At 64.1% G+C, this 23,135-nt stretch carries 28 protein-coding genes, 1 tRNA gene and 4 pseudogenes; 18 read left to right on the forward strand and 15 right to left on the reverse strand.

Annotated features, from left to right (window positions below):
- Nucleotides 1–65 precede the first annotated feature (65 nt).
- Nucleotides 66–824: a TetR/AcrR family transcriptional regulator gene (locus ACM9NP_RS09775; protein WP_415646319.1), complete on the reverse strand. Its 759-nt coding sequence runs from the start codon at nucleotides 822–824 to the stop codon at nucleotides 66–68.
- A 122-nt stretch (nucleotides 825–946) separates the two neighbouring features.
- On the opposite strand from ACM9NP_RS09775, the gene ACM9NP_RS09780 reads away from it, so the two are divergent.
- The 4 genes and pseudogenes from ACM9NP_RS09780 (at nucleotide 947) to ACM9NP_RS09795 (ending at nucleotide 5,483) form a co-directional block, all read left to right on the forward strand.
- Nucleotides 947–2,179 carry a DUF418 domain-containing protein gene (locus ACM9NP_RS09780; protein WP_415646320.1) on the forward strand — a complete coding sequence of 411 codons (1,233 nt, stop codon included), beginning with the start codon at nucleotides 947–949 and terminating at the stop codon, nucleotides 2,177–2,179.
- 443 nt (nucleotides 2,180–2,622) lie between these two features.
- Nucleotides 2,623–3,077, forward strand: a pseudogene (locus tag ACM9NP_RS09785) (PaaI family thioesterase).
- Nucleotides 3,074–4,078, forward strand: coding sequence for an MBL fold metallo-hydrolase (locus tag ACM9NP_RS09790; protein ID WP_415646321.1), 1,005 nt, complete (start codon nucleotides 3,074–3,076; stop codon nucleotides 4,076–4,078). The pseudogene ACM9NP_RS09785 and the gene ACM9NP_RS09790 overlap by 4 nt, the downstream one beginning before the upstream one ends.
- A 373-nt stretch (nucleotides 4,079–4,451) precedes the next feature.
- Nucleotides 4,452–5,483 carry a GNAT family N-acetyltransferase gene (locus tag ACM9NP_RS09795; protein WP_415646322.1) on the forward strand — a complete coding sequence of 344 codons (1,032 nt, stop codon included), beginning with the start codon at nucleotides 4,452–4,454 and terminating at the stop codon, nucleotides 5,481–5,483.
- A 266-nt stretch (nucleotides 5,484–5,749) separates the two neighbouring features.
- Here the strand turns inward: ACM9NP_RS09795 and ACM9NP_RS09800 are convergent, their stop codons facing one another.
- From ACM9NP_RS09800 to ACM9NP_RS09810, 3 genes and pseudogenes are all read right to left on the reverse strand, one after another.
- Nucleotides 5,750–6,079: a plasmid stabilization protein gene (locus ACM9NP_RS09800; protein WP_415646323.1), complete on the reverse strand. Its 330-nt coding sequence runs from the start codon at nucleotides 6,077–6,079 to the stop codon at nucleotides 5,750–5,752.
- A gap of 142 nt (nucleotides 6,080–6,221) precedes the next feature.
- Nucleotides 6,222–6,365: a GPGG-motif small membrane protein gene (locus ACM9NP_RS09805; RefSeq protein WP_415646324.1), complete on the reverse strand. Its 144-nt coding sequence runs from the start codon at nucleotides 6,363–6,365 to the stop codon at nucleotides 6,222–6,224.
- A gap of 151 nt (nucleotides 6,366–6,516) precedes the next feature.
- Nucleotides 6,517–6,740: pseudogene (locus tag ACM9NP_RS09810) on the reverse strand (SDR family oxidoreductase); the annotation flags it as partial.
- Between the two features lie 208 nt (nucleotides 6,741–6,948).
- On the opposite strand from ACM9NP_RS09810, the gene ACM9NP_RS09815 reads away from it, so the two are divergent.
- Nucleotides 6,949–7,209: a Prokaryotic metallothionein gene (locus ACM9NP_RS09815; protein WP_415646325.1), complete on the forward strand. Its 261-nt coding sequence runs from the start codon at nucleotides 6,949–6,951 to the stop codon at nucleotides 7,207–7,209.
- Nucleotides 7,210–7,434: 225 nt separating this feature from the next.
- Here ACM9NP_RS09815 and ACM9NP_RS09820 read toward each other — a convergent pair whose 3' ends face one another.
- The 10 genes and pseudogenes from ACM9NP_RS09820 to ACM9NP_RS09865 form a co-directional block, all read right to left on the reverse strand.
- A complete protein-coding gene (locus tag ACM9NP_RS09820; protein WP_415646326.1) occupies nucleotides 7,435–7,737 on the reverse strand; it encodes a gas vesicle protein K in 303 nt (100 codons plus the stop codon).
- Nucleotides 7,734–7,955, reverse strand: a complete 222-nt coding sequence (locus ACM9NP_RS09825; RefSeq protein ID WP_415646327.1) for a gas vesicle protein — start codon at nucleotides 7,953–7,955, stop codon at nucleotides 7,734–7,736. Before ACM9NP_RS09825 ends, ACM9NP_RS09820 begins: the two co-directional genes overlap by 4 nt.
- The gene (locus tag ACM9NP_RS09830; protein WP_415646328.1) at nucleotides 7,952–8,743 is read right to left on the reverse strand and encodes a GvpL/GvpF family gas vesicle protein; all 792 of its coding nucleotides are present in this window, start codon (nucleotides 8,741–8,743) and stop codon (nucleotides 7,952–7,954) included. The genes ACM9NP_RS09825 and ACM9NP_RS09830 overlap by 4 nt, the downstream gene beginning before the upstream one ends.
- Entirely contained in the window at nucleotides 8,743–9,111 is a 369-nt protein-coding gene (locus ACM9NP_RS09835) for a gas vesicle protein (RefSeq protein ID WP_415646329.1), read from the reverse strand. The genes ACM9NP_RS09830 and ACM9NP_RS09835 overlap by 1 nt, the downstream gene beginning before the upstream one ends.
- The gene (locus tag ACM9NP_RS09840; RefSeq protein WP_415646330.1) at nucleotides 9,112–9,594 is read right to left on the reverse strand and encodes a gas vesicle protein GvpO; all 483 of its coding nucleotides are present in this window, start codon (nucleotides 9,592–9,594) and stop codon (nucleotides 9,112–9,114) included.
- A gap of 5 nt (nucleotides 9,595–9,599) precedes the next feature.
- A complete protein-coding gene (locus tag ACM9NP_RS09845) occupies nucleotides 9,600–9,842 on the reverse strand; it encodes a gas vesicle protein GvpG (protein ID WP_415646331.1) in 243 nt (80 codons plus the stop codon).
- 32 nt (nucleotides 9,843–9,874) lie between these two features.
- The gene (locus ACM9NP_RS09850) at nucleotides 9,875–10,621 is read right to left on the reverse strand and encodes a GvpL/GvpF family gas vesicle protein (protein ID WP_415646332.1); all 747 of its coding nucleotides are present in this window, start codon (nucleotides 10,619–10,621) and stop codon (nucleotides 9,875–9,877) included.
- A 7-nt stretch (nucleotides 10,622–10,628) separates the two neighbouring features.
- Nucleotides 10,629–11,033: pseudogene (gene gvpJ / locus ACM9NP_RS09855) on the reverse strand (gas vesicle protein GvpJ); the annotation flags it as partial.
- Nucleotides 11,034–12,471: 1,438 nt separating this feature from the next.
- Nucleotides 12,472–13,272, reverse strand: a complete 801-nt coding sequence (locus ACM9NP_RS09860) for a glycosyltransferase family 2 protein (RefSeq protein ID WP_415646333.1) — start codon at nucleotides 13,270–13,272, stop codon at nucleotides 12,472–12,474.
- On the reverse strand, nucleotides 13,272–14,087 hold the full coding sequence (locus ACM9NP_RS09865; RefSeq protein WP_415646334.1) for a GntR family transcriptional regulator: 816 nt from the start codon (nucleotides 14,085–14,087) through the stop codon (nucleotides 13,272–13,274). The genes ACM9NP_RS09860 and ACM9NP_RS09865 overlap by 1 nt, the downstream gene beginning before the upstream one ends.
- 127 nt (nucleotides 14,088–14,214) lie before the next feature.
- On the opposite strand from ACM9NP_RS09865, the gene ACM9NP_RS09870 reads away from it, so the two are divergent.
- The 12 genes from ACM9NP_RS09870 to ACM9NP_RS09925 all read left to right on the forward strand — a co-directional run bounded on the left by ACM9NP_RS09870 (nucleotide 14,215) and on the right by ACM9NP_RS09925 (nucleotide 21,915).
- Nucleotides 14,215–14,577: a hypothetical protein gene (locus tag ACM9NP_RS09870; RefSeq protein ID WP_415646335.1), complete on the forward strand. Its 363-nt coding sequence runs from the start codon at nucleotides 14,215–14,217 to the stop codon at nucleotides 14,575–14,577.
- A gap of 408 nt (nucleotides 14,578–14,985) precedes the next feature.
- Nucleotides 14,986–15,183, forward strand: a complete 198-nt coding sequence (locus ACM9NP_RS09875) for a hypothetical protein (RefSeq protein ID WP_415646336.1) — start codon at nucleotides 14,986–14,988, stop codon at nucleotides 15,181–15,183.
- Entirely contained in the window at nucleotides 15,183–15,599 is a 417-nt protein-coding gene (locus ACM9NP_RS09880; RefSeq protein ID WP_415646337.1) for a DUF3307 domain-containing protein, read from the forward strand. The genes ACM9NP_RS09875 and ACM9NP_RS09880 overlap by 1 nt, the downstream gene beginning before the upstream one ends.
- 41 nt (nucleotides 15,600–15,640) lie before the next feature.
- Nucleotides 15,641–15,790 carry a hypothetical protein gene (locus ACM9NP_RS09885; RefSeq protein WP_415646338.1) on the forward strand — a complete coding sequence of 50 codons (150 nt, stop codon included), beginning with the start codon at nucleotides 15,641–15,643 and terminating at the stop codon, nucleotides 15,788–15,790.
- A gap of 84 nt (nucleotides 15,791–15,874) precedes the next feature.
- A complete protein-coding gene (locus tag ACM9NP_RS09890) occupies nucleotides 15,875–16,147 on the forward strand; it encodes a hypothetical protein (protein ID WP_415646339.1) in 273 nt (90 codons plus the stop codon).
- On the forward strand, nucleotides 16,147–16,419 hold the full coding sequence (locus tag ACM9NP_RS09895; protein WP_415646340.1) for a hypothetical protein: 273 nt from the start codon (nucleotides 16,147–16,149) through the stop codon (nucleotides 16,417–16,419). Before ACM9NP_RS09890 ends, ACM9NP_RS09895 begins: the two co-directional genes overlap by 1 nt.
- Nucleotides 16,420–16,565: 146 nt before the next feature.
- Nucleotides 16,566–17,915, forward strand: coding sequence for an ATP-binding protein (locus tag ACM9NP_RS09900; protein WP_415646380.1), 1,350 nt, complete (start codon nucleotides 16,566–16,568; stop codon nucleotides 17,913–17,915).
- Complete coding sequence (locus ACM9NP_RS09905) at nucleotides 17,908–18,828, forward strand: hypothetical protein (RefSeq protein WP_415646341.1); 921 nt, start codon at nucleotides 17,908–17,910, stop codon at nucleotides 18,826–18,828. Before ACM9NP_RS09900 ends, ACM9NP_RS09905 begins: the two co-directional genes overlap by 8 nt.
- A gap of 90 nt (nucleotides 18,829–18,918) precedes the next feature.
- Nucleotides 18,919–20,229 (forward strand): replication initiator, encoded by a 1,311-nt coding sequence (locus ACM9NP_RS09910; protein WP_415646381.1) that lies wholly within the window; start codon nucleotides 18,919–18,921, stop codon nucleotides 20,227–20,229.
- Nucleotides 20,230–20,234: 5 nt separating this feature from the next.
- Complete coding sequence (locus ACM9NP_RS09915) at nucleotides 20,235–20,447, forward strand: hypothetical protein (RefSeq protein WP_415646342.1); 213 nt, start codon at nucleotides 20,235–20,237, stop codon at nucleotides 20,445–20,447.
- The gene (locus ACM9NP_RS09920) at nucleotides 20,444–20,677 is read left to right on the forward strand and encodes a helix-turn-helix domain-containing protein (protein WP_415646343.1); all 234 of its coding nucleotides are present in this window, start codon (nucleotides 20,444–20,446) and stop codon (nucleotides 20,675–20,677) included. The genes ACM9NP_RS09915 and ACM9NP_RS09920 overlap by 4 nt, the downstream gene beginning before the upstream one ends.
- A complete protein-coding gene (locus ACM9NP_RS09925; protein ID WP_415646344.1) occupies nucleotides 20,674–21,915 on the forward strand; it encodes a tyrosine-type recombinase/integrase in 1,242 nt (413 codons plus the stop codon). The genes ACM9NP_RS09920 and ACM9NP_RS09925 overlap by 4 nt, the downstream gene beginning before the upstream one ends.
- Before the next feature lie 73 nt (nucleotides 21,916–21,988).
- Here ACM9NP_RS09925 and ACM9NP_RS09930 read toward each other — a convergent pair.
- A tRNA-Ala gene (locus tag ACM9NP_RS09930) sits at nucleotides 21,989–22,061 on the reverse strand.
- Nucleotides 22,062–22,735: 674 nt separating this feature from the next.
- Between ACM9NP_RS09930 and ACM9NP_RS09935 the strand changes: the two are divergent.
- A pseudogene (locus tag ACM9NP_RS09935) lies at nucleotides 22,736–23,086 on the forward strand (TRM11 family SAM-dependent methyltransferase); the annotation flags it as partial.
- Nucleotides 23,087–23,135: the final 49 nt, after the last annotated feature.

The raw sequence follows: 23,135 nt of genomic DNA on the forward strand, positions 1-23,135 counted from the left end.
GCCGACCCGGTCAACGACTGAAGAAAGTGGACGAAGCGAGCGGAGCCTGAGGACCGGCGCCGGAGTCAGTCCGGGTTCCGCCGATCGATCGCGGTCGCAACGCCGTCGAGGATGAGGTCCAGACCGAAACGAAAGTCCCTATCGGACGGTTCCGGTTCGGCGACCGGCGTCTCGAAGATCTCGGCTCCGAAGAGCTTGGCCGCCTCGGGAAAGCGCTCGACGTCGACCAGCTTCGCCAGCGCCCGACCGTACTCCCGCTCCGCCTGGTCCTGGTCGAGACCAGTGCCCCGTCGACCTTCGGCCATGTCATTGGCCTGCTGGGACGCGCTGCGGACATAACCGCCGAGCAGGCCGACGACGGCCAACTTGGCCAGCCAACCGAGGCCGGTGTCCCTCAACACCCGAAGCGCCGCGTCCAGCCAACTGATCTGGTTCGGCCCCTTCGGGGGCCCGCTGATCGGCAGTCGCGCCAGCCAGGTGTGCCGCCGGAACACCTCGGCCTGGGCGAGCGACCAGTCCGTCAGGCCCGTCCGCCACTCACCGGCCACGGCGGACGACAGCGGGGCGGGCCCGACGGCGAGATCCGCCATCAGGTCCAGCAGCTCGTCCTTCGATCCCGTATGCCGATACAGCGACATCTTGGTGACGCCGAGAGCCTCGGCGATCTTCGGCAGGGTCGCCCCCGACAGGCCGTCGCGGTCGGCCAGCTCGATCGCGGCACGAACGACACGGTCGACGTCGAGCTTCGCGGGTCGACCGAGCCGGGACTCGGCGGACAGCCGCCACAGCCGGTCCAGTTCGGCCGGAACCTTCTCGTCGTTCATCGCGGGCCCACCTTCCGCCTCGTACTGCCACCCGATGAGGAAGATCATCCCACAGCAATTAGTATCCCTCAGATAGTATCTTCAAGATACTTAATCCGATCGCCTTCATTGCAGGGACATACATGACCACCCCACTCCAGACTCGCCCTCCCGGCGCGGTCCCCGGCCCCGTGCGTCGCGCCGACCGCGCCCTCGCTCCCGACCTGGCACGCGGCGCGATGCTGCTGATCATCGCCCTCGCGCACGCGCCGTCGGTCTTCTTCGACAACGCCCCCGGCGTCGACACCACACCCCATGGCCTCGAACGCCTCTACAACATCTTCCTGTTCACCTTCGTCCACGCGCGGGGCCTGCCGCTGTTCGCGCTGATGTTCGGCTACGGCCTGATCCAGCTCGCTCGCCGCCAGGACACGATCGGTGAAGACCCACGCGTCACCCGATCGATCCTGTTGCGCCGCAACGCCTGGCTGTTCGTATTCGGCGCCCTGCACGGCATCCTGCTCTTCTCCGGCGACATCCTCGGCGCCTACGGCATCCTCGGCATCATCTTCACCCTCGTCCTACTCCGTCGCGGAGACAAGGTGCACCGTGTCGCGGTGGCGTACGTCGTCTTCGGCGCGGTGTACCTCGCGGTGCTGGCAGTCCTGGTGACCGTCGGCATCATGGGCTCCGGAGACGGCGACGCGACCGTCTCGACCGTCCCGTTCATGACCGCCACCGGCGCCGACTACCTCGACTCGATACTGATCCGGCTGGGCGAATGGCCGTTGGGAACGCTGACGTTCCTGTCGTTCATCCTCGTCGTCTGGTTCGGTGCGTGGGCCGCGCGGCACCGCGTCCTGGAAGAACCCGCGAAACACCGCCGGGCACTGCGGCTCGGCGCCATCCTCGGTTTCGTCGTCGGCATCGCGGGCGGCCTCCCGATGGGCCTGCAAGCTGCGGGCTTCCTCCACGTGGACGAAGGCACCGGCGACCTGATCAAGCTGCTGTACCAGACCTCCGGTTTCTTCGGCGGCATCGGCTACGTCTGCGTCTTCGGACTGGTCGCACTCCGCCTGTCGAGGCGTTCGCACCGTTCCACGCCCAGCACGATCGTCACCGCGCTGACGGCACTGGGCCAGCGCTCACTGAGCGGTTACATCCTCCAGTCGATCGCCTGGTTGGTCCTGGCCTCGCCGTACACGCTGGCGCTCGGAACGACAGTCGACCATCCGACCTACGTCTCGGCGGCCTGCGCCGTCGCGATCTGGTTGAGTTCGGTGGTGATCGCCTACCTGATGCACCGCAACGGTTATCGCGGTCCAGCTGAGACCCTGCTGCGTCGCCTCACCTACGGCCGACGCCGATCGACGTAAAAGCACATTGGACTTCGGGGCCGCCGCACGCCTTCCGGAGCGGCGGCCTCGAACCACACCCCCACTGCCGCAACGCACGTCGCACTCCTTCGAACACGGACGTGAAGGCGGCGAGATCCGCGCGAGCGAGGTGGAACTGATCGGCCGACAGCTCATCGTCCTCGATCCCAACGGGCGAAACGGACGCGAAGAGGCCCACTGTCAACAGTCGCCGAACGAACCACTCCGGCACGACCGTCGAAGTCGGATGCCGGACAGCCGGCGAGCGATGGCCCGGCCCACGTCGTCCGTCGGCGGATCGCGTGCTCCGCGCCCGCCCGAACGCCGCTCGTGTGGTCACTCGCGTCAGTGGTGCCATGATGATCGCCATCGGCGGGTTCCTCGTGACCGGGCACCTCGCCGGATAACCGTCCTCACCCGACTCGACATCTGATGGGAAAGACATGGAAACTCAGGCGGCGCCGGCCAGTCCCGAAGTACGGGAACGCGTCCGCGCCAGTTTCGACAACCAGGGCATGATGCGTCATCTCGGTGCCCGCATCACCCGGATCGAGTCGGGGCGCGCGTTCACGTCGAACTGCCGAGCCGCCCGGAAGTCACCCAGCAACACGGCTACATCCACGCGGGAGCCACCAGCGCCATCGCCGACAGCGCGGGTGGCTACGCGGCCTTCACCCTGTTCCCGGAGAACACGGCCGTGCTGACCGTTGAGTACAAGATCAACCTCCTAGCACCCGCGCAGGGCGATCACATCGAGGCGATCGGAACCGTCGTGAAGGCCGGACGGACGCTGACCGTGCGCCGACTCGAGGTACACGGAGTCCGCGACGACGAGCGAACCCTTGTGGCCACCGGACAGCAGACCCTGATTCGAGTGAACGAGAGAGCGGAACAGTGAACAACCCGACCGAACTGCTTCCCACCTGGGCGATCTGGCAGCACAGGCCGTTTCCCGACGCCAACCTGCTCCTCCTGCCCGGGCGTGCGCCGGCGCTCGTGGACAGCGGCTTCGTCGGCCACGCGGAGGAGACACGCTCCTGGGTTCAGGCCCGGACCGGACGCCTCGACCTGGTCGTGAACACCCACTGGCATTCGGACCATGTCGGGGGGAACGCCTTGCTGCAGGCGTCGGGCGCGCGCGTCGCCGCCAGTGCACCCGACGCCGAGGCGATCCGACGACGCGACCCGGGTTGCTGTTCGGCGGAGTTCCTCGACCAGCCGGTCGCGCCGTACACAGTCGACGAATCACTCCATGATGGGCAAATGCTCCGGCTCGGCGACACCGATTGGGAGGTCATCGCCACACCTGGTCACACCGTCGGCCATGTGGCGCTGTGGCAACCGGAGGAGCGGCTGCTGGTCGTCGGCGACGCCCTCTCCGACTACGACGTCGGCTGGGTCAACCTCGTGCTCGACGGCCCCGAGGCCACCACGACCGCACTGAACTCGATCCAGCGCCTCGCGGACCTCGCGCCAAGGGTGCTGCTCCCGTCGCACGGCCCGATCCCCGCCGACACCGGCGCCGCCATCGCCCACGCGCTGCGACGCGCCCAACGCTTGGTCGACGACCCTGGCGGTGCCGTCTGGTACGGCGCTCGCCGGATCTTCGCCTTCGCCCTCATGATCCGCGACGGTATTCCCATCGCCGAGGTGGACGCGTACCTGCACGCGCGAACGTGGCTGACCGACGCGGCGCGGCTGTTGGGCCTGACACCCGAGAAGCTCGCCACGGAACTCGTCGACGGCATGCTCCGCAGCGGAGCGATCGTCGAGCGCGACCGACGCCTCCACGCCACCGCCGAACACACGGCGGTCGCGGCGAGCGCGCTGGACGTCCGATTCCCCCGCGACTGGCCTTCTGCCGAGCCACCGGGAAGCGACTCCGTTCATCCTAAATAGATAACTACGCGGCGGAGCCGTCCTGCTGCTAACTGAAGGGCCCCAATGGTTCCATTCGCTACGACCGGACGGCACCGCTAGTCGATTGGCGCACGCCCGGCCCGAATCCCAGATTAGTCCATTATCGATGGAGACCGGGTTCGCAGCGTTCTCTTGAGGCCGTTGGTCGGTTCGACACGATCGTCGACTCGACACCCGGATCATGCGAACCGCCATCGCCGAACCGACCGTCACCCCAAGGCGACCCCGCCCGGAGCGCGGAGGGGCCGATCCCGGTGGCAGCGCAGTCCAGCGTCCGCGCCTCTCATCGCCTGGCGCGAACAGCGGCGAAAATACCGTTGTCCCGGTTCGGGCGGGAACGCATACTGCGTCGATGCGTATTGAAGCCCTTGACCTCGGTGTCGACTCGGTGATGGCCGAGCAGTATCGGTTGTACCTCGCACACATGAGTCATGATCGCGCCGATCAGCCGACACTCGGACAGGAGGCGCTGCGCGCGTCGATGCTCTCCTCGCAGCCCGGAACCTCCGTGGAACATTGGGGAGCGCGCGACGCGGAGGGCACCCTCGTCGGCTACTTCGACATGGTGCTGCCGGAGCGGGAGAACCGCGCCCACGTCCATTCCATCGGGTGGGTCCACCCGGAGTTCCGGCGTCGGGGCGTCGCCACGGCCCTGTACCGCCGGTTGGGGGCTCGTGCCCGGGACTTGGACCGGCACGCCGTCACCTTCCCGACGTACGAGTCGGTGCCTGGCGGCATTGTGGGGCATCCGATCGCCGGTGCGGCGTTCTGCGAGAGCGTGGGCCTCACTCGTGCCCTTGTGGAGATTCGACGTCGGCTCGACGTGACGACCGTCGATTCCGCGTCGCTGAACGAACTCGCGGCCCGAGCCTGGACGAGGGCCGCCGAATTCGAGGTGGTGACGTGGCGCGATCGCGCCGACGACTCACTCGTCGCGGATCTGGCCTATCTGGAGAGTCGCCTCCATTCGGACGTACCGACCGGAGACCTCGAATGGGAGGCGGCCGAGTTCGACGTGGCGCGGTGGCGCGGGCTTGAGGAGATGGCCGCCAAACGCAAGCGCACCCAGTACTACGCGGCGGCTCGACACCGCCCGACGGGACGGCTCGCCGCCTACACCGCGCTGATAGTGCCGCAGCGGCCGCGATCGCACGCGATCCAACAGACCACCGTGGTGGCGCCCGAGCACCGCGGCAGGCGATTGGGGACGATCGTCAAGCTGGCGAATCTGCGCGAGTCCCGCCTGGCGGAGCCAGATCTGAAGTACATCGACACGACGAACGCCGATGAGAACGACCACATGATCGCGATCAACGACGCCATGGGCTTCGTCCTCTGCGATGCCACGGTCAGCTGGCAAGGTCCGATCAAGACGATCCAGTAGCGCTGGGATGGCATGAGCGGCAAGGAACCCACACCTAGGCCGGGGAGCGTGACAAGGTCACGTCTCCGGCCGAGGTGATCCCGTGTTGAGGCGTCGGTCGGTCGATCCCCACCGACTGAGGAGCCACCCCGACCAGTTTTGCCGCGGTGTGGTCGACTTGCCGCGAGCACTAAGGACTGTGGTATCGCCGTCGGGCGAACAGCGCCGACCGGATTCACGCTGCCAGTCGTAGCCGTGGCAACGCAACTGGCCGTCGGCCGGCGTCGTCAGCCCCGCCCAACTGCCTTCTCCAGTTGCGCTTTGTTCATCTTGGAGCGGCCCGAGATGTTCTTCTTCTTGGCCTCGGCGTACAACTGGTCCTTGGTGCGACCCCGCGGCCCTGAATGTGACCGCTTACCGCCGCGGCGCCCCGAGGAGATGTCCTTGGTCGAAGTCTTGCTGGCGGTTTGGGATTCTCCGGCACGCGCCCGTTCCTTGTTGACGGTGCGGGCGGCTATCTCCTCAGCGCGGTCTTCCGACCTGCCTTGGTCCATTTGGCTCTTCTTGATGTGCTGGTACTGACGCTCTCGCTTCTTACCCCATGCTTCCTGCGGCACTGTCGATCCCTCCCTAGAACGGCGTCACGCGTGTAATACCCGGCGGGCGGCATGTTCAACCCTCTCATCGGTGAAGACTCATGCCGCGAAGTCGTCCTACGGCATCGGATCCCTAGACGTGCGGGATGAATCGAACGCGCGGCTACGTGAAGACGCTGACACCGCCGGGGCCGACGAGCAGTCCGATGACGATCAGGACGATGCCCCACAGCAGACTGCCGCGCACTATCGACACGATGCCCGAAATGACCAGTACAACCGCGATGACCCAGAGTACGAATTCCATGGCTTGCGATAACCCCCTCGCCAGTTTACCCAACACCTGGGCAGACGAACCGAGTTTCGACGCTGAGGCCAAGCCGATGAATCCAGGAGTGACCACGACCGCCGAATTCTCCAACACGTTCAGTTACAAGGCAACAAGCAGTTCAAGGACAGGCCCGAAAGAACGTGCTGGGCGCGATCTCGTCGGGTTGCGCCTCTCGACCCATCGGCGCCTGTGTTCCGAACTCTTCCACTTTCTCGGTGGGGAACATGGCCGGACCGAGTAAAATCCACACTGGACTTGGAGCGACGCGGTTCACCCTGATGCCGCGATCCATCAGGGCCTGGCCATCGAGTACGTCCAGACATGGACGGCACCCTTGGTCGCGGCGTAGTTCTGGCCGCATCCGCTCGGTATGTCCCGGCAGTCCGGCTCCTGCGGCGGACGTCGCGACTCGGTCATGAGCCCCTCCACTGTTCCGACGACTGAATGAGAACTCCCATTGCGGCGGCCGGCTCCATCGTCATCGACACAGGAGTAACCGCCACGGATTCCGGGTACTACCTGAGCAAGCACACGACCAGCATGAGTCGGGAGGTTCATCATGAACGCGCCATGTTCCGTATGCGGTAACACCTATGCCCTGGCGTTCCAAGTTCGCGCGCCAGATGGCGAGACGTACACCTTCGATTCGTTCGAGTGCGCCATCCATGAACTGGCGCCCACCTGCGCGCACTGCGGCTGCAAGATCATCGGCCACGGAGCCGAGGTGTCGGGCCGGTTCTATTGCTGCGCGCACTGCGCCCGCTCGAGCGACCAACCAGCAGGAGACCGGATTCAAGACTCCACAACACCCGACACCTGATCAACATAGGAACGACGACCAGCATTGAATGACCCGTCGACGCCTCGCCTTTGGCCACGTCATCGAAACGCCTCGTCCGTCCGCAGCAAGACGCAGTGTGTCCAGAACAGATTTCACGAGGTGGCCACACCCGGACCGACAACCCTGTTCAGTCCGAGTCGCAGGCCGAAGGAAGCGCGTGGAGGACAACGATCGCTTAGAGATACCCGGCCGTTCGCCGCGGTGTCACTTGTGAGACAGGAGGGGCCCCAGTGGACCGAGGTCGAGGTTGAGCTCCTCCGGCTCCAGCCCGAAGTGCTCTCTCAGCTTCGCCATGTTGTCCTCCAGTGCCATCAGGGTCGTGCCAACCCGTTCGATCTGTTCCTCGGTGAGCACTCCGTCGTCCATGCGGCGGATCGCCTGCCGTTCCATCAACTGACGCAAAAGCTCCACAATGGTGAGTACCAGGCCCACGAGGCCGCGTTCGACGTTGTCGGGATCGGTGTTGAGTCGGTCGGGAATCGTCATCCGCTTCTGGGGCACGGTCATGACGTGATCTCCCGTCGTTGGGCACCGTACTCCAACGCTCCCGCCGAGGCCACGAGCGCCCGAAGCGAGATCCGTACCATGTCGACTCCGGCCAGGGACAATGTCACCTCGCCCGCGATGACGACCCCACCGGCCAGAACGCGGTCCAGCAAATCGACCAAGGCCACCGGGCGTTGCTCTGGGACCTGACAACGTGGCGGAGGTATCAGCTCGGTCATGTCGTGGTCTCCCGAAGCCCCGTGAACGAGTACGCCGGCCATGGGCCGGTGAGTTCCAGACGTAGTCCGCCTGCTTGCCGACCCAGAACCGCAACCGTTTCAGCGAACGTCGCCGCCCGTTCCCGAGGCACCAGGTATGCGCCATTGAGGACCATCGCCGTATCGACCCCGGTCAATTTGGGGTCCTGCGGCGGATGTCGCCGTTCCAACTTCGATAGTCGAACCAAGGAGTCGTGGACCAGTTCGGCCCGCCGGTAGGCCATGTTCTCGGACTCGTCTCGCGCCATCAGCTGATTCCTTCGACGGCGCAGATAGGCCGCGCCACCACCTGGGGCATCGCGCGAGGCTGACGTCTCCGGTTCGCGTTGCGCCGGGGTCGTCACCGTCGGGGCGAAGCCCTTCACTCCCCATTCCTCGCAACCGTCGATCAGGCGCAGGGTCCGGTCGAGGTCGTCGTGGTGGTCCTTGAGCATCTGACCCACTCGCGCGTCGTCGAAGTACATGGTGGCCAAGCGCATCGGGGCCGTCGTGACACGGTGCACCGCGGCCTCGATCACCCCGTCGTGATCCCGCGCGAGTGCGGCCAGAACATCGATGTCCTCAAGACGTGCGGGCAGCACCTGCTCGCCGAAATCGGCCAGATCGACGGTGCCGACGATTGCCATCAATCCGGTCGAGACGACCACGCGAATCTGTTCACCGTCCACGCCGGTGAGGTCGGCGAGCCATGGTGCCGGGACTTCGCGGGTCACCGCGTACAGCCAGACCCCCTCGTCAGCTCGTACCACTATGCACGCTCCCGGGATTCGCTCTCTTCAGAGTCTTCCTTGTGCGATCCGTTCTCGTCGGATTCGCACTCCAGTTCGCGCACACGCTTACGCAGTTTCGCGTTCTCTGATTCCAAGGTCGCGGCGTCGCCGTTGAACCAGGGATCGGTCTCCCACCAGTTGATGCCCACCTGCCGCGCGGTTTCCAAGGAGGCGACCACCAGACGGAGTTTGATGGTCAGAAGCTCGATGTCGAGCAGGTTCACCCGGATGTCGCCCGCGATCACCAAGCCTTGGTCGAGGACCCGTTCAAGGATGTCGGCGAGATTCGTGGAACCACCGTGCGCGATCGCGTTGCTCGAGGCGGAGGAGAGCTTCGCGTAGCTCACTCAGCATCCCCCGCTTCCGTCGCTGCGGTTACGGGCGTAGCGCTTGACGCGCCGATACGAGAGCAGGTCGCCCTGTTCGTCGAGCACGACCGAGTACAGCGACAGGAGGTCCGCAGTGGAGGGAATCCGCCTCTCCTCCAGTACCTCGACCTCCACGTTCCAGCCGTCCTCGGTGGGTTCCACCGCGGTCGCGCTGAGAGCCTCGTGACAGGTGAGTTCCGCGAGTTGTTCCATGGCGCATGCGGCGGCCTTGTTCGCGTTCAAATCGCCATCCGCGGAGGTCCGCTTGTGCCGCTTTCGCGATGAGGAGGACTTGCCGCCGGTGTGCTTCTTCGACCGTTTGCTCGGCTTCTCCTCGGACTCCTCTTCGGATTCGGACTCTTCGGACTCCTCTTCGTCCTCGTCCTCGTATTCCTCCTCCTGAGATTCCTGTTCCTCGTTGCCGTTGTCGTCGTCTTCGGATCGTTTCCTGGACCTGGCCATTTCAATCACCCACTGTCGGCATTGGACGTGTGTCGGGCCGCTTCCCCCGCGGTCGGCAAGCCCGTGATTTGCGCGAGGATCTCCGGCTCCCTTCGCCGTGCCTCCTCATCGGAGATCTCGCCGGCGGCTCGCGCGGCCTCGATCTCGTCAAGCAGTCGCCTGGCGGAGTGCGACTGGTTCTCATGCTCTTGGTCGACCTGATCTCGCACTATCTCGGCGAGCCATACGAGCCCTTTGACAGGCATCATCGCCACACCCGGTATGAACCACATGGGACACCTCACGCGTCCGGAGCGATGACGAAGTCGTACGGGGCCATCGGGCCGATGAGCCGCACAGCCAAGCGATCCCGCCACTCCCGCGCAAGACCGCTGACGGCGTGTTCGAGCTTCTCGGCGTTGTCGGGAGTCACCAGGACCGCGACCTGGAAGGCGTCCTGCTCGCTTGCCGCGTCCCGCAGCTCGACGGCCGCAGTCCAGGCCCCAAGGGTTTCCAGAAGCACTTGAGTGTCGCTGTCGCGCAGGGTTTCCAAGCAGGCGTGAACGAGTTCCCCGAGCGCGACGCGCTGATCGTGACTGGCGTCGGGACCCAGGTCGTTGATCTCTGCGCACAACCGGGATGCCTCGGGATTGTTCTCCAACACCTCCTGGAGCGCACGGTCCTCGGGATAGCGACCCTTCACCAGGTATTGCTCGTATCCGTCGAGTTCGTCAAGCGACGCGACGAAGTCGTCGTGGTGAGGAGCCAGCAGTTCGTCGACGACGGTCTCGGAATCCGCCATCACCGCGCCGAACCGCAGTGGCAGAACCGCCATCCGCTCGGCGGTTTCATTGAGGACCGTGAAGTGGGCGCGAAGGTCGTCCGGCAGGCCGAGCGGGCGGTCCGCGTCCATCGAACTGACCAGAGCCGCCACGTTCTCGTGCCGGATCAGCCGCACCTCGGCGGCCGGCTCCCCCACTCCCCGCGTGTCGGCCGCCAATCGCGCCCCCGCGGACACGATTCCGTATACGTAACTTACTTCGGGCACGGCCGCCACCGCTCTTCTTGGACTTCTCATCATCATCGTCGTCATCGGAGTCGCCACGATGGAAGACTTCCTTGACCTTGTCTCCGGCGGCTTCCAGCACGCCCTTCGTCGACTTCTTGGCCCCGCCCTCGGCGAAGTCTCCGGCCAGCTCGCTCAACCTCTTGGGCTCGGAGACGTCCGAGAGATAGACCCGATTGACCGCCTCGGCGAACCTGAGGTAGGTGTCGACGCTGGCCACGACTATGCGGGCGTCGATGGTCAGCACTTCGATGCCGACCAGTGAGACCCGTAGGAACACGTCGATCACGAGGCCCTTGTCGAGAATCGTGTCGACCACGTCGAGCAACCCGCACGAGCAGGGCCGGTCCAACACGCTTCTCGTTCGAATCGATTGCATGGATGTCGTCGTCATCCGGCCCCTCCCCGGGCGTAGTTACGGCGGTTCCGCGCGCCTGACAGCGACAGATCCCATCACGTTGAGTCATACGAACGCTACAAGACTAAGGCTTGCGCAGGACGCCTTCCGCACAATGCACAACCAACCCGACATCGGCCACTTGCATAGCCGTCGCACGCCTCGTCGCCCACGAAGTCGACCACCCCCACGCCGTCCTGCGCGCGAACCACCCACCGGACCACGAACATCGCAGCACCGAGGGACGGGGACGAGCCGGCAATACCCCACATAGGAATAGACGCCTCCGATCAACTCGAAGAGTCGTCCGCCGTCCCGCCTCGGAGTCGGCATCTTCTCCCGAACAGCGCCACACGAAATCGCGCCGTCGCCGACGGAACGAACCACCGTCACGACAGTCCATCCAGGTGGTGGGCATCGCCGGATGGTCCTGCGGGCCAGCGTTTTGATGGTGCCCGATGCCGAATCCCGCTGGCGAGTGGCCGGCGCGCCGATTGAGCGGCACAGTAGACGAAAGAGCGGTTGGCCTAATGCAGGCCAACCGCTCTTTCCCGGGTGGAGCTGAGGGGACTCGAACCCCTGACCCCCACACTGCCAGAACGGGGCGCATGGTCCAAAGAAGGTCAATGCCGAGGTCACAGCGATCATGCTGATCGATGAAGTACAGCCGTGGACAAGGTGGTTGCTGTACTTTCGTGCTGTAACGGTAGTCCACAATGGCCAGAACACTCGGCGGAGACTTCACACCGGTTTGGGCTCGCTGCAAGCGTAACTCTGGCCAGTCTGTCATCTCGTCGCGGTGGGCTCGCACCCTGTGGATCGGGCTGGTTCTCCCCCTGCAACCTGACAACGAGACTCGCACTCTCGCACGGGTCCTTGCAGGGGGAGGTTCAGTCCGATAGTCCTTGGACCGAGCACACCGCAGAGAGATGACAGACCCCTGACCACCCACCCGGACCGAACCGGCGCACCCACTCATCTCGGAGCGGAGGTTCCCGCCGGAGGCGCTCTTGACCTTCAACGTCTGCTGGCCCTCGATGAACTCAAGACAGACGCCCACGATGAATCCAGGTCTTGGGGCCGGGCCACAGCCAGGCAAGCAACGACGCCAGCCGAACGTGGTGCACCGACTCAGCCAACATGCGAGAGCAGGCACAGAGCCTCGGTAGAGCAGCTCCTACCTGGGATGTGGGAACAGGGGGCGCCGACGTTGCCCGCCGTGTTCGCTGGCCGCGCGCTCATCGACCGCCCTGGTTGGGCCCCTTCTCATGATCCGGTTCCCGCGTGGCTGGGCGGCGGCGCGAACGGCGCTTGCGCCGCACGCGCAAGCCGACGCCCAAAGCCACCAGCGGCCGCCGCCAGGCGGCCGCCTTGAACAAGTAAAGAAAGTCTGAACACGTACGCCGCTGCCATCATCCGGCGCTGACCAAACGCGTTAGCTTGGCCGCTTCTCAGCTGGACCAATTTCGATCCGCAGACCACCTTCTGCATCGGTCGACGAATTGCCAAACACCAACCCTGTCTGCCGAACGGCATCCGCGCGTTGAAGGGCAATCCGTCGAGATAGCTCACTCCACTTCGTCGTACGTGGATCTCGGGTGATCTGACTGGCGTGCTGACGGTATAGCCAAGTTACGTCGGCTCCATGCCAGCCCGAGGCAAGCTCGGACAAAGCCGCCGCGAGGACGAGATCTTCATCTGCTGGGCTCGCTGCCCATCCTCCGAGTGCACGAATGAGCGGAGTACGAGCGAACAGGTTTGCACAATGAAGTGGGAAGTTCCCGCCATTCGCGACGGCGTAGTCGATCACGGCACCCTTCGAAACCAAACCAAGTGGAATCAAGGGAGCGAACGATTCACGGGTCCCGTCTGGCAGTAGGTCATCTGCCTGGCCGATAGCCCAGCCGATACGAGCATCACTAAGAGCATCGATGTGCCTGTTCAACGCGTCAGCCAGCAGCAGATCATCGTGATCGAGTACCTGGACAAACTGCCCTCGTGCCCGAGACAGCGCCATATTGCGTGTCATCGCAACGCCGAGGCGAGTTCCGTTCGCCTCGTACCGAACACGTGGATCGGCAAATGTAGACCCGTCCAAGGACGGCTCTGAACCATCCTCCTGGAGCAACCACTCCCAGCTCCAACCGTCCGGCATCGACTGATCCACAAGCGACCGGTAGGTCTCGCGAATGAATGGGCTACCACCATGAGTTGGGGTAATCACTGAAACCAGCACTACTCAGCCTTCCATGCGGTGAGGGGCGTATGAAACCGCAGCTCAATACGGTCTGCGGGGTAATCTGCGTCAGATACCTCTACAACACGACCCCGAGTATCGATCGAGATCCTTCGAACGACCAACAACGGAACACCAGGTTCCATACTCCACTCACGAGTCTCTATCGTGGTCGGCATCCGAGCGTGAACTTCGTCGATTACTTCCGCCACTTCGATTCCGACCGTTGACAGTTGATGCATGGTTCCACCTGGCCACGGCTCCTGGTCCTGATCAAGCAGGTCCGGATTGCCCTCGATGAGACTCACCGGAATGTACGAAACACTCCAGGCCAACCGCTTCCGATCATCGCGAAGCTCGTATTCCCGACGGAGAAGCTGACCCTTATCGTCCATTTTGAACAAATCGTTTCGCTTGCCGAGGTCATCCATGCGGGAATAGTGGGCAACGAAGGTGAGAGCGTCCAGCTGTTGACCGTGGTCCACCTCAGCGGCGCCCCGCACGCGACGCTCCTCATGGTCAAGGTGGACACGGTCCTTCTCTTCCTGATGCCGCCGCGAGTCACGAACTATGCGGTCGGGAGCTTTGCGGATTTGCGCTGGCCGACCACGGCTCGTTGAGATCAAGCCCTCGGCCTTCATGATCGTCTGGGCCTCCCTGACGACGCCGACGTTGACGTCCCAGTCTTCGCCGATCTTGTCCAGCGGGGGCAAGTAATCCCCCGCCTTAAGAACCCCTTGGGCGACTTCGTTTCGAAAGTAGTCCGCGATCTGAATCGCCTTTGTTGGGTCTGCCGGGGTGTGTTTTGGCTGCATAAGGCCATCGTACAGAAATTTTCGGAAGTTTGCTAGCAAACCCCTTGCGGACCGGCATTGCCCTCTGGTAGCCTCAATCACACAAGGTTGCTAGCAAACTAGCAAACTTACTGAGGAGGAGGAAGCAATGCAGGGTGCGCCGATCGACGTGAGTCACTACAAGCTTCGTGTGGTGGAGGCTCCGGATCTGAAGATGAAGCGAAAGATGGAGAACGGCAAGGTCGTGTCGGAGACTCCGGCGTCTGGTCCGGGTGGGATCGCGCTGTATGAGGCGGTGCTGTACATCCGCGCGAACGAGAAGGACGACTTCGGAAAGAAGGACTCCGAGGAAATCAAGGTCACCTTGACGACTCCGTGCGATGACATCGAGGAAGACGACGTCGTCAGCGTGGCGGGGATGACGATGTCGACGTTCTCCTTCACGACCGAGAAGGGCAAGACGATCTCGGGTGTGAGCTACCGGGCTGAGGCTCTGATCAAGGTCGCATAGAGCGACGGCCTCGCCTGGTTCGGCAGGTTCGACCGGTTCGATTCCGGTCCGAGGCGCTAGCGGTCCACAGTCCTGCGGGATCTGTGGGTGGGACCCAAATTGCTGGTGCTTCCCTCGTGAATTGTTTTTTGAGAATCATTCGCATGACGAGTGAACATAGTGGTTCTTCCTGCCCAAACGACGAGCAGATCACGTATGTCGAGTGTGGTCGTTCGTGCTGTGGGTGGATGTGAAGTCCAGGGCGTTTCCCCTGTTCGACGTGGGTGAGCGGCTGGCAGACATGAGAAAGGAGGAATGACGCTAGTAGGGATCAACAACTGAATATCGATTGTGTGGCGCGGTGTCATCGGTCGTTCATTGGCTTTGGTCGGTGAGCGGCCGTAAGTACCTCGACAAAGGAGCAATCGAATGGTAGATACGCAGCATTTCAAGGCGTTGATCGGCGAGGCGCATGACGCCGTTGAGCGGGCGAGGAGCGAGGCACGGCGGATTCAAGGCCATCACAGGAACCTGGGACATGCAGAGTTCGCGCTGTGCCAGTCCCTGGGGCAGTTGGAGGAAGCCAACTACTTCGTTGAGCAGCACCACAACGAGGAGTCCAAGTGATGGCGGGCGAGTTCGCGGCGGTCGCGGTAACCCTGTTCATCGCTCACATGGTCGCCGACCACTGGGCACAGACCCATGTGGAGGCGACGAACAAGGCCAAACCGGGCTGGTGTGGCCGGGCCTGGTGCGCCCTGCACGTCTCGATTCACACGGTGATCTCGGGCGCGGCTGTCGCCGTCGTCGCATGGCGACTCGGGCTCGATCTCGAACCGGTGTGGTTCGCGGCTGGCTTGGTGCTCTCGGGTGCGACGCACTTCCTCGCCGATCGACGGTGGTTCATCGAGTGGTTGGCAGGCGTCACCGGGTCGAGGGACTTCTACCAAGTGAGAACTGGTGGCATCTGCGGTCCGTACCTGCTCGATCAGTCCTGGCATATCGGCTGGATGCTCCCCGTGTCGCTGCTGATCATCGCTTAGGACACAAGGGAATCCACAAGAGAATCTATTAGGGAGAGACAGTGAGTAGTGAGGCGTGGATAGCGCTGCTGGTGATCGCGTCGATCGTCGTCAACGTCTTGGCGGTTCGGGCGTTGTGGCGGCGAATCGATCGGGCGTGGCGGTTGTGGCGTCGCTCGGTTCGCAAGGCGTGGTGGACGTCGGGTCGATAGCACCTCGTCGGTGAAGCCCATCGGTCATTGCACTGCGGTGACGGGTGGGGTCCACCGAGGACAGAAAAAGGAAGGAGACACATCGTGGATGTGAACGTCAAGCGCGCGGTCCGCACGTATTCGGAGGGGAAGCTCTTCGAACTGATGGCGGCCTTGGATGCGGTGAAACGGTCCATGGAAGGTCTGGACGCGCTCATGCCGAAGTACGACGACGAGGCGGGCGACTCGATCTGGACGGCCCCCACGGAAGACGAAATGCGTGGCTTGTGGAAAGCGGGCCGCGACGGAATCGATTCATTTTCACACGGCTTGCTCGTGCGTGACGCCGAGCTGCTGGCTAAGGAGCTGACGCTGTAATGACTGGAGTGAACCTGACCGCGCTTGAGGCGTGTGACGAGATGACGCACGCGCTTCAGCGGATCAAAGACGCCATGGGATACATCCCGCACCGGTTCGGTCCGCTGCGGCGCGAGCACGAGGACATGGTGGCGAAGCTGACCAAGATCACCACCTTCGTCTCCGAGTTCAACACGCTGTTCACCGGGGAACCGGCGAAGGCCAAGAAGAAGGTCAAGGACGCGCACGCGATGAACAAGACGTGCGGGCGGAGCAAGAAACACGGACACTAGTCCACACAGGACTACTGTCCTTTTAGATCGATCGACGGTTGAGGGGTCTCGCATCACGGTGGTGCGGGGCCCCTCGTCGTACCCCTCATATCAATCTGGGAAGGAGGCCCGTCGTGGGTCGTGCGCAGGGGAAAGAGTTCAAGGCGATGAAGTGGGTTGGGCGGCATCCGGGGTTCGCCCTGGTGCCTGGCGCTGCGTTGGCTGGCGTCATCGCGGCGGGTCCGGTGACGGCGGGATCGGTGGCGGCGGGGATCGCGGCGGGAGCGGTGACGTGGTACCGGGGTCATCCTCGGTCGTGGGATTCGGTGGTGGCTCCTCGTATGCGGTCGGCGCATCGCCGGTGGCTGACAAAGACGTATCGCGGCAAGCACTGGGCCAAGATCATGACCATGCTCGACTTGACGAAGCTGGACCCGGACACCAAGGAGAAGTTGGTTCCGCGTGTGCGTCGAATCGTCTCCCACTCACCGTCCACAGAGACCATCTATGTGGACATGCTGATGGGCCAGACGCCCGGCACGTGGACGGACGCGGCTGAGGCTCTCGGCCACGCACTGCGGGTTCAACGGGTCGCCGTCGAGGAGACCGAACCGCTCCGGGTGGCTCTTCGAGTGCAACGCACCGAACCGTTCCAACAGATGATCATTCCTCCCGAGGTTCCCACATCGTCCGATGTGGTCGACGTGTCGGACCTCTACCTCGGCGAGACCGAGTACGGGACCGAGTGGCGCGCCCCGCTTCGTGGGCAGCACTGGTTCATCTCGGGTGCGACCGGCTCCGGCAAGGGCTCGATCGTCTGGGGTCCGATCACCCAGCTCGCTCCGCTCATCCGCGACGGCCTGGCGCGGCTGTGGCTGGTCGACCCCAAGGGCACCGAGTTGAAGGCTGCGGCCCCGGTCGCGTACCGCTACGCCGCTGGCGACGAACAGTCGCGCCTCCTGATCGCGGAGTTCTGGGACGCCATCGAGAAGCGAAAGAGCATCCTGGCCGACCAGGGCCTACGAACCGCGACGCTCTCGCGTGAAACGCCCCTGGATGTCCTCGTCATCGATGAGATGGCGGCCGTCCTCGCCTATGGTGGCGAACCACGCGAGCTGCGCGCGACTCAACGAATCCTGGGTCTGATCCTGACTCAGGCACGCGCCCTGAACGGGTCCGTCATCGGAGCCGTCCAGGAACCCACCAAAGAGGTCGTTCCGCTTCGTGACCTGTTCACCCAACGGGTCATCCTCCGCACCACCTCGTCGGCGCACGTCGACATGGTGCTCGGCGAGGACATGCGACTACGCGGCGGCCTCGCCGACCAGATTCCCAACCTGCCGGATACGGCCGGGATCGGGTTCGTCGTCCGCGAACGCTCCCGCACACCACTTCGCGTGCGAGCCGCGTACACCAGCGACGGCGACATCGCGGAGTTCGTGAAGGTCGCCGGATGGCCACACACCGAGCTGGGTGCCACCACCACGATCACCGAGGAGGTGTCCGAGGATGTTTAAAAAGGACGAACAGGAGTCCGCGCCTCGGGTGGTGCGGCGGCTGGAGAAACGTCTGGACGTCGCCGGTCAGCTGCACGCTCTCGAACAGAATCCGGTTCTGGAGGTGGTCGACATCGAACGGCTTCGCCGATCGGTCACCAGGTCGCTGTGGTTCTTCCTCTGCCTCGGGTTGGCGTTCACGTCAGCCGGGGTCCAGAAGTTCATGGCGGGCGACGCCACCATCGATGATCCGATCTGGTGGGCATGCTGGCTCGTCGAACCGGCGTTTGCTGGCATCCTCGTCACCGTCCTACGGTGGGAAGCCGAGATGCTGGCTCGCGGCATTGAGCACCGATCGGGGTGGGTCAACACCCTGAAGTGGCTACTTCTCGGGTCGACGCTGCTCATGAATGTCCTGTCGGTCGGGTCGGACACGTCGAGCGGCATGATCGCCGCACACATCGTCGTCCCACTCTTGGTGTTCTTGCTCGCGGAAGTCATGCCCGTCATCCAGCGGCACTGCACCCAGGCACGACGCGATATTGAGCTACCCGAACCGATCAAGGACACAGTGGAAACCACAATGGAAGACACTGTGGAATCAACGGCTCCGAAACTGACTCCGGCCACCTCGGTACCGACACCCGTGGTCGACGTCAAACCGGCTCCGGCTCCGGCTCCGGCTCCGGCTCCGGTGATCATGCCCGACCCGATCACGCCTCCTATTCCAGCGAAACCGGTGACAGTGGACATGTCTCCGGTGACGGTGGCACTGCCCGAATCGATCAAAGACCGGATCGCGGCACGCCTGGTTGACGTGATCGCCTCGGGTGAAACGCCGACTGTGGACGATGTTGCCACGGCTGGCCGCATTCCGGCGTCACTCGCTGGACAAGTCTTCGACCAGTTGAACGGGAGCCTCGCTTCCGCGTAGTCCTTGCTCCTCCTTCCCTAGGGGCGCCATTCGCACACCGAGTGGCGCCCCTTCTTACTGACTAAATTGGAGTCTACTGTGGCGTCTACTGTGCTGACACGCGAGAATCGTGAATGGCGTGACCTGCTCCGATCGTCTGGGTATCGGGCATGGCGGGAGCAAGTCGAAGCAACGGGCGGCTGCCTCTCGCCGGTGCGGTTGTCGGGTTCCTCGACGGTGACCGATCGAACCTCGGGCAATGTGCTTCGCCACCGATCGGGGCACATCCTCGCCGCCTGCGGGACACGGCGAGCGTCGATCTGCCCGTCCTGCGCACAGCGGTACTCGCAGGACGCGTTCCACCTCGTCCGCGCGGGGATCACGGGTGATGAATCGAAAGACATCACCATCGATGCGTCAACGCCACGTCTGTTCCTCACGCTGACGGCCAGCAGCTTCGGTGCTGTCCATAGTGCTGGGACTTTGCCGGGTGGGGGTATCCGGCCGTGTGCCTGTCGACGTCGGCACGCCCTGGACTCGCCGATGCTCGGGCAGGCCATCGACCCGGAGACGTATGACTACATGGGCGCGGTCATCTGGCAGCTCAACGCGAGCGTCTTGTGGCATCGGTTCACGATCCGCGTCCGCCGAGAACTCGCCATGCGGGCGGGCATCCGCGTGAAGGATTTTGCCGATGTCGCCCGAGTGTCCTATGTGAAGGTCGGCGAGTATCAGAGGAGGGGCCTGATCCACTTCCACGCGGTCGTGCGGATCGACGGCCCTGACGGCCCCGATACTCCCCCACCGTCGTGGGCAACGCCGGACGTCCTGGAGGAAGCCGTTCGTGCCGCTGTCGCGTCGACTGAGGTCACCGCGGATCGACCGGACACGGGCAAGGAAGTAGCGCTCACGTGGGGCCAGCAGCTCGACGTCCGCCGCATCGACACGACCGGCACTGACGCGGGTGTCCTCGCCGGGTACATCGCGAAGTACTCCACCAAGTCGTCCGGCGCCTCCAACTCGGGGATCGATCGGCCGGTCCGCTCGCGTGAGGCCATCGACTGCCTGCCGGGAATCTCGCCACACCACCGCGCGATGATGCGCGCCGCTTGGGATGCCGGGGGCCAGGCTCGCCGCTGGTGCCACATGCTCGGCTTCCCCGGGCACTTTCTCACCAAGAGCAAGCTCTACTCCGTGACGTTCAGTCGACTTCGCACGGCTCGGCGTCTGCACCGCCTGGCCGATCTCCTGGACGAGCTCGGTCGGTCCGATGACGACGTCCTCATCGTCAACGAATGGGCCTGGACCGGCACGGGCCACCGCTCGACCGCTGAGTATGAGCTGGCCGCTGCGATCGGCGAACGCCAACGGAAGCATCAACAGTCCATGAGGGAATCCAAAGTAGAATCTAGTAAGGAGTGATCAATATGGAGCGATATCAGATACGGGTACTGCAACCCGTGGGAGGCCAACTCGCCGATGAGTTGGCCTCTTTCATGCGCGGGGTCATCGGCGACGCCGGTCACGTCCGCACCCGAGAGTTCCCGTCCAACCGCTACGACGGCCACCATCTCGTGTACCTCGACCTCATCCCGACCACCCCTGATCCGGTGGCGCACCTGGAAGGACCACTGACATGAACACCTCGGCTTCCTCGACGTCGATCATCCGTCCGCGTTGGCTGACGGTCCGCCAGGCCGCCACCGCCCTCGGCTACTCGCTCTCGAAAACGAAGGGCCTTGTCGCACAGCGACGCCTCCGCTCGATCAAGGACGGCGGCTCGCGTCGCATCCTTCCCGAGTGGATCGACGAGTACATCGCCTCCGTCGTCGCCGACCAGCACGACGACAACTTCGGGATGGCCGCATGAGCAAGCGCAGCAGCAAGGAGGGCTCGATCTACCACCGCGGGTCCGCCAAGGACGGCCGCGACCTCGGATGGGCGGCCTACGCCTGGGTGACACGGCCTGACGGAACGGAGTCCCGAAAGTACGTCTACGGACCGGATCGGGCGACATGCCATGCGAAGTGGATCAAGCTGCATGGTGAAGCTGCTGCGGGACCTGTGGCGTCGAAAGCGCCGACCGTCGCATCGTATGGGACGTTCTGGTTGAACGAGATCATCAAGCCGTATCGTGCTCCGGGCACGTTCGACAACCATGAGCGGTTCTGTCGGTTGTTCATCTTTCCGACTCTCGGGCAAAAGAAGCTGTCGACGCTCCGCCCGCTCATGTTGCAGTCGTGGTTCAACAAGATCGCGGCAACGTGTCAGTGCTGTTATCGCGGAACTGATGAAGGTCGGCTGGTCGCAGATCGGAAGTGCTGTGCGCGAATCCCAAAAGCGTGCTGTGAAGCGGTTCCGTCGGCGGATACGTTGCACGGCATACGAACCACGTTCAGTGCTTTGTGGAACCGAGCGGCGAAGGCGGGCGTGGTCACCGGCTCGAATCCGATGGCATCCGTGGAGTTGGGTTCGATTGATCGAGGATCCCGATCATGGTGGTCCACTGAGGAGGTTAACGCGTTTCTTCAGGCCGCGCGTGATGGCAACGATCCCGCGTACGTCGCCTACGTGTTGACGCTTGTTCTTGGACTTCGGCGAGGTGAGGTCCTGGGGCTCACGTGGTCGTGTGTCGATTTCGACCGTGGCGAACTGCGTATCGAACGGCAGCTTCAACGGGTCCGAGGCGAGTTGCTGCACCGCAAGACGAAGACTCCAAAGTCGATGTCGGTGCTTCCTTTGCCGGACATCTGTGTTGCCGCGCTTCGACATCAGATGACGCGCCAGGCGGAATGGCAACAGGTGGCGGGCACCGCCTGGCAGGCATCGGGCTTCGTTGTCACGACCAGGCTCGGCACGCCGGTCGAACCGCGTAACTTCAACCGGTCGTTTCACGCTCGGATAAAAGAGGCTGGTGTTCGCCGGATCAAGGTTCATGACGCGCGGCGTACCTGTGCCTCGATCCTCGCCGATCTCGATGTCCACCCTCGGGTGGCGATGCAGATTCTGCGGCACGCGAAGTTCTCGATGACGATGGAGGTCTATACCGAGGTCTCGTCGAAGTCGACACGAGAAGCGCTGAGAAAGCTCGGGGAGCTGCTTGAGTAGCTGCTGTACTTTGCTGCTGCACAAACACAAAAAGGGCGGTTTCTCGTGATGAGAAACCGCCCTTGACCTCGGGTGGAGCTGAGGGGACTCGAACCCCTGACCCCCACACTGCCAGTGTGGTGCGCTACCAGCTGCGCCACAGCCCCGGATCGTTGAGACTGGATTATCGTACACGGGGGTCTCCCGAGCGCAAAGCCGGGGATCAGCTCGGCGCTGAGCTGCGTTTTCGGGTCGCCTCGGGGCGGCCGGAAGGCGGGGCCGTACCGTGAACCGCGTGCTGGATCTGGATCGGGCGGTGCGGGGCCCGTTGTCGCTGTCAACGGTGCCGGGCGCCGTCGACTACCTCGCCGAAGAACTGCGCCACCTGGACGGGGTGACGATACTGCGGCGACGCGGCGACGGTCTCACCGTCGAACTCGATGGACCGCTGTCCGTCCTCGCGCGGGTGCCGTATTTCCAGAGCGCCGCGGTGCCCCTGCCGAGCGATCTCGACGGGGCCGTGGCCGCGCTCGTCACCGCCGTCGACGACGGTGTGCTCGCGGGTTTGCCTGCGTCCGTTCGGTTTCGGGTCGGCCCGATCGGTGACGCGAGGTGGGAGTTGCGTGACGCGCTGACGGCGGCCGGCTGGCACAACGATCCGGGCGCGTGGGACGTCAACATCGAACCGGACGACGCTCCCCCGCACGCGCGGCCGGGACAACAGTTCGCGGTTCGGGATGTGGGCGGCTGGCGCGCCGAGATCGGCGGACTGTACTGGACGCGCCGTTTCGGCGAGCTGCTCCGCGCGCCCGCGTCGACGAACCCCGTGATCGCCTCGGTCATGGCCAGGTTGGCGAAGATCGAGGACCAGTCGACGGTTCTCGATCCCTTCTGTGGCGCGGGAACGCTCTTGGCGACCGTCGGGCGCGGCCCGTTCGGCCGGGTCCTCAGCGGGGACCACGACGCGCGGTGGGCCGCCGCGACGGCCGAGAACCTGCGTCGGGTCGGCGTGGACGGGGTGGTCTGGCGCGGCGACGCGCGGGCGATTCCGATGGCGGACGGTGTCGCGGATCGAATCGTCTCGAATCTCCCGTTCGGGAAGCGCGTCGGCTCGCACGCGGGCAACCAGACGCTCTACCCCGCGGTCCTCTCCGAGGTCGCGCGGTTGTTGCCGCGCAAGGGAAGGGCCGTCTTCCTGACGGAGGACAAGCGCCTGTTCGTCGACACCGTGCAGCGCACGC

The sequence above is a fragment of the Stackebrandtia soli genome, assembly GCF_965137155.1.
In the GTDB taxonomy this organism is placed as follows: domain Bacteria; phylum Actinomycetota; class Actinomycetes; order Mycobacteriales; family Micromonosporaceae; genus Stackebrandtia; species Stackebrandtia soli.

Bases quoted from the DNA above. Each gene is read 5' to 3' on its own strand.
- ACM9NP_RS09775 (WP_415646319.1), bottom strand. From the start codon at position 824: ATGAACGACGAGAAGGTTCCGGCCGAACTGGACCGGCTGTGGCGGCTG.
- ACM9NP_RS09780 (WP_415646320.1), top strand. From the start codon at position 947: ATGACCACCCCACTCCAGACTCGCCCTCCCGGCGCGGTCCCCGGCCCC.
- ACM9NP_RS09795 (WP_415646322.1), top strand. From the start codon at position 4,452: ATGCGTATTGAAGCCCTTGACCTCGGTGTCGACTCGGTGATGGCCGAG.
- ACM9NP_RS09805 (WP_415646324.1), bottom strand. From the start codon at position 6,365: ATGGAATTCGTACTCTGGGTCATCGCGGTTGTACTGGTCATTTCGGGC.
- ACM9NP_RS09815 (WP_415646325.1), top strand. From the start codon at position 6,949: ATGAACGCGCCATGTTCCGTATGCGGTAACACCTATGCCCTGGCGTTC.
- ACM9NP_RS09820 (WP_415646326.1), bottom strand. From the start codon at position 7,737: ATGACCGTGCCCCAGAAGCGGATGACGATTCCCGACCGACTCAACACC.
- ACM9NP_RS09825 (WP_415646327.1), bottom strand. From the start codon at position 7,955: ATGACCGAGCTGATACCTCCGCCACGTTGTCAGGTCCCAGAGCAACGC.
- ACM9NP_RS09840 (WP_415646330.1), bottom strand. From the start codon at position 9,594: ATGGCCAGGTCCAGGAAACGATCCGAAGACGACGACAACGGCAACGAG.
- ACM9NP_RS09845 (WP_415646331.1), bottom strand. From the start codon at position 9,842: ATGATGCCTGTCAAAGGGCTCGTATGGCTCGCCGAGATAGTGCGAGAT.
- ACM9NP_RS09865 (WP_415646334.1), bottom strand. From the start codon at position 14,087: ATGCAGCCAAAACACACCCCGGCAGACCCAACAAAGGCGATTCAGATC.
- ACM9NP_RS09870 (WP_415646335.1), top strand. From the start codon at position 14,215: ATGCAGGGTGCGCCGATCGACGTGAGTCACTACAAGCTTCGTGTGGTG.
- ACM9NP_RS09875 (WP_415646336.1), top strand. From the start codon at position 14,986: ATGGTAGATACGCAGCATTTCAAGGCGTTGATCGGCGAGGCGCATGAC.
- ACM9NP_RS09880 (WP_415646337.1), top strand. From the start codon at position 15,183: ATGGCGGGCGAGTTCGCGGCGGTCGCGGTAACCCTGTTCATCGCTCAC.
- ACM9NP_RS09895 (WP_415646340.1), top strand. From the start codon at position 16,147: ATGACTGGAGTGAACCTGACCGCGCTTGAGGCGTGTGACGAGATGACG.
- ACM9NP_RS09900 (WP_415646380.1), top strand. From the start codon at position 16,566: ATGAAGTGGGTTGGGCGGCATCCGGGGTTCGCCCTGGTGCCTGGCGCT.
- ACM9NP_RS09905 (WP_415646341.1), top strand. From the start codon at position 17,908: ATGTTTAAAAAGGACGAACAGGAGTCCGCGCCTCGGGTGGTGCGGCGG.
- ACM9NP_RS09915 (WP_415646342.1), top strand. From the start codon at position 20,235: ATGGAGCGATATCAGATACGGGTACTGCAACCCGTGGGAGGCCAACTC.
- ACM9NP_RS09920 (WP_415646343.1), top strand. From the start codon at position 20,444: ATGAACACCTCGGCTTCCTCGACGTCGATCATCCGTCCGCGTTGGCTG.
- ACM9NP_RS09925 (WP_415646344.1), top strand. From the start codon at position 20,674: ATGAGCAAGCGCAGCAGCAAGGAGGGCTCGATCTACCACCGCGGGTCC.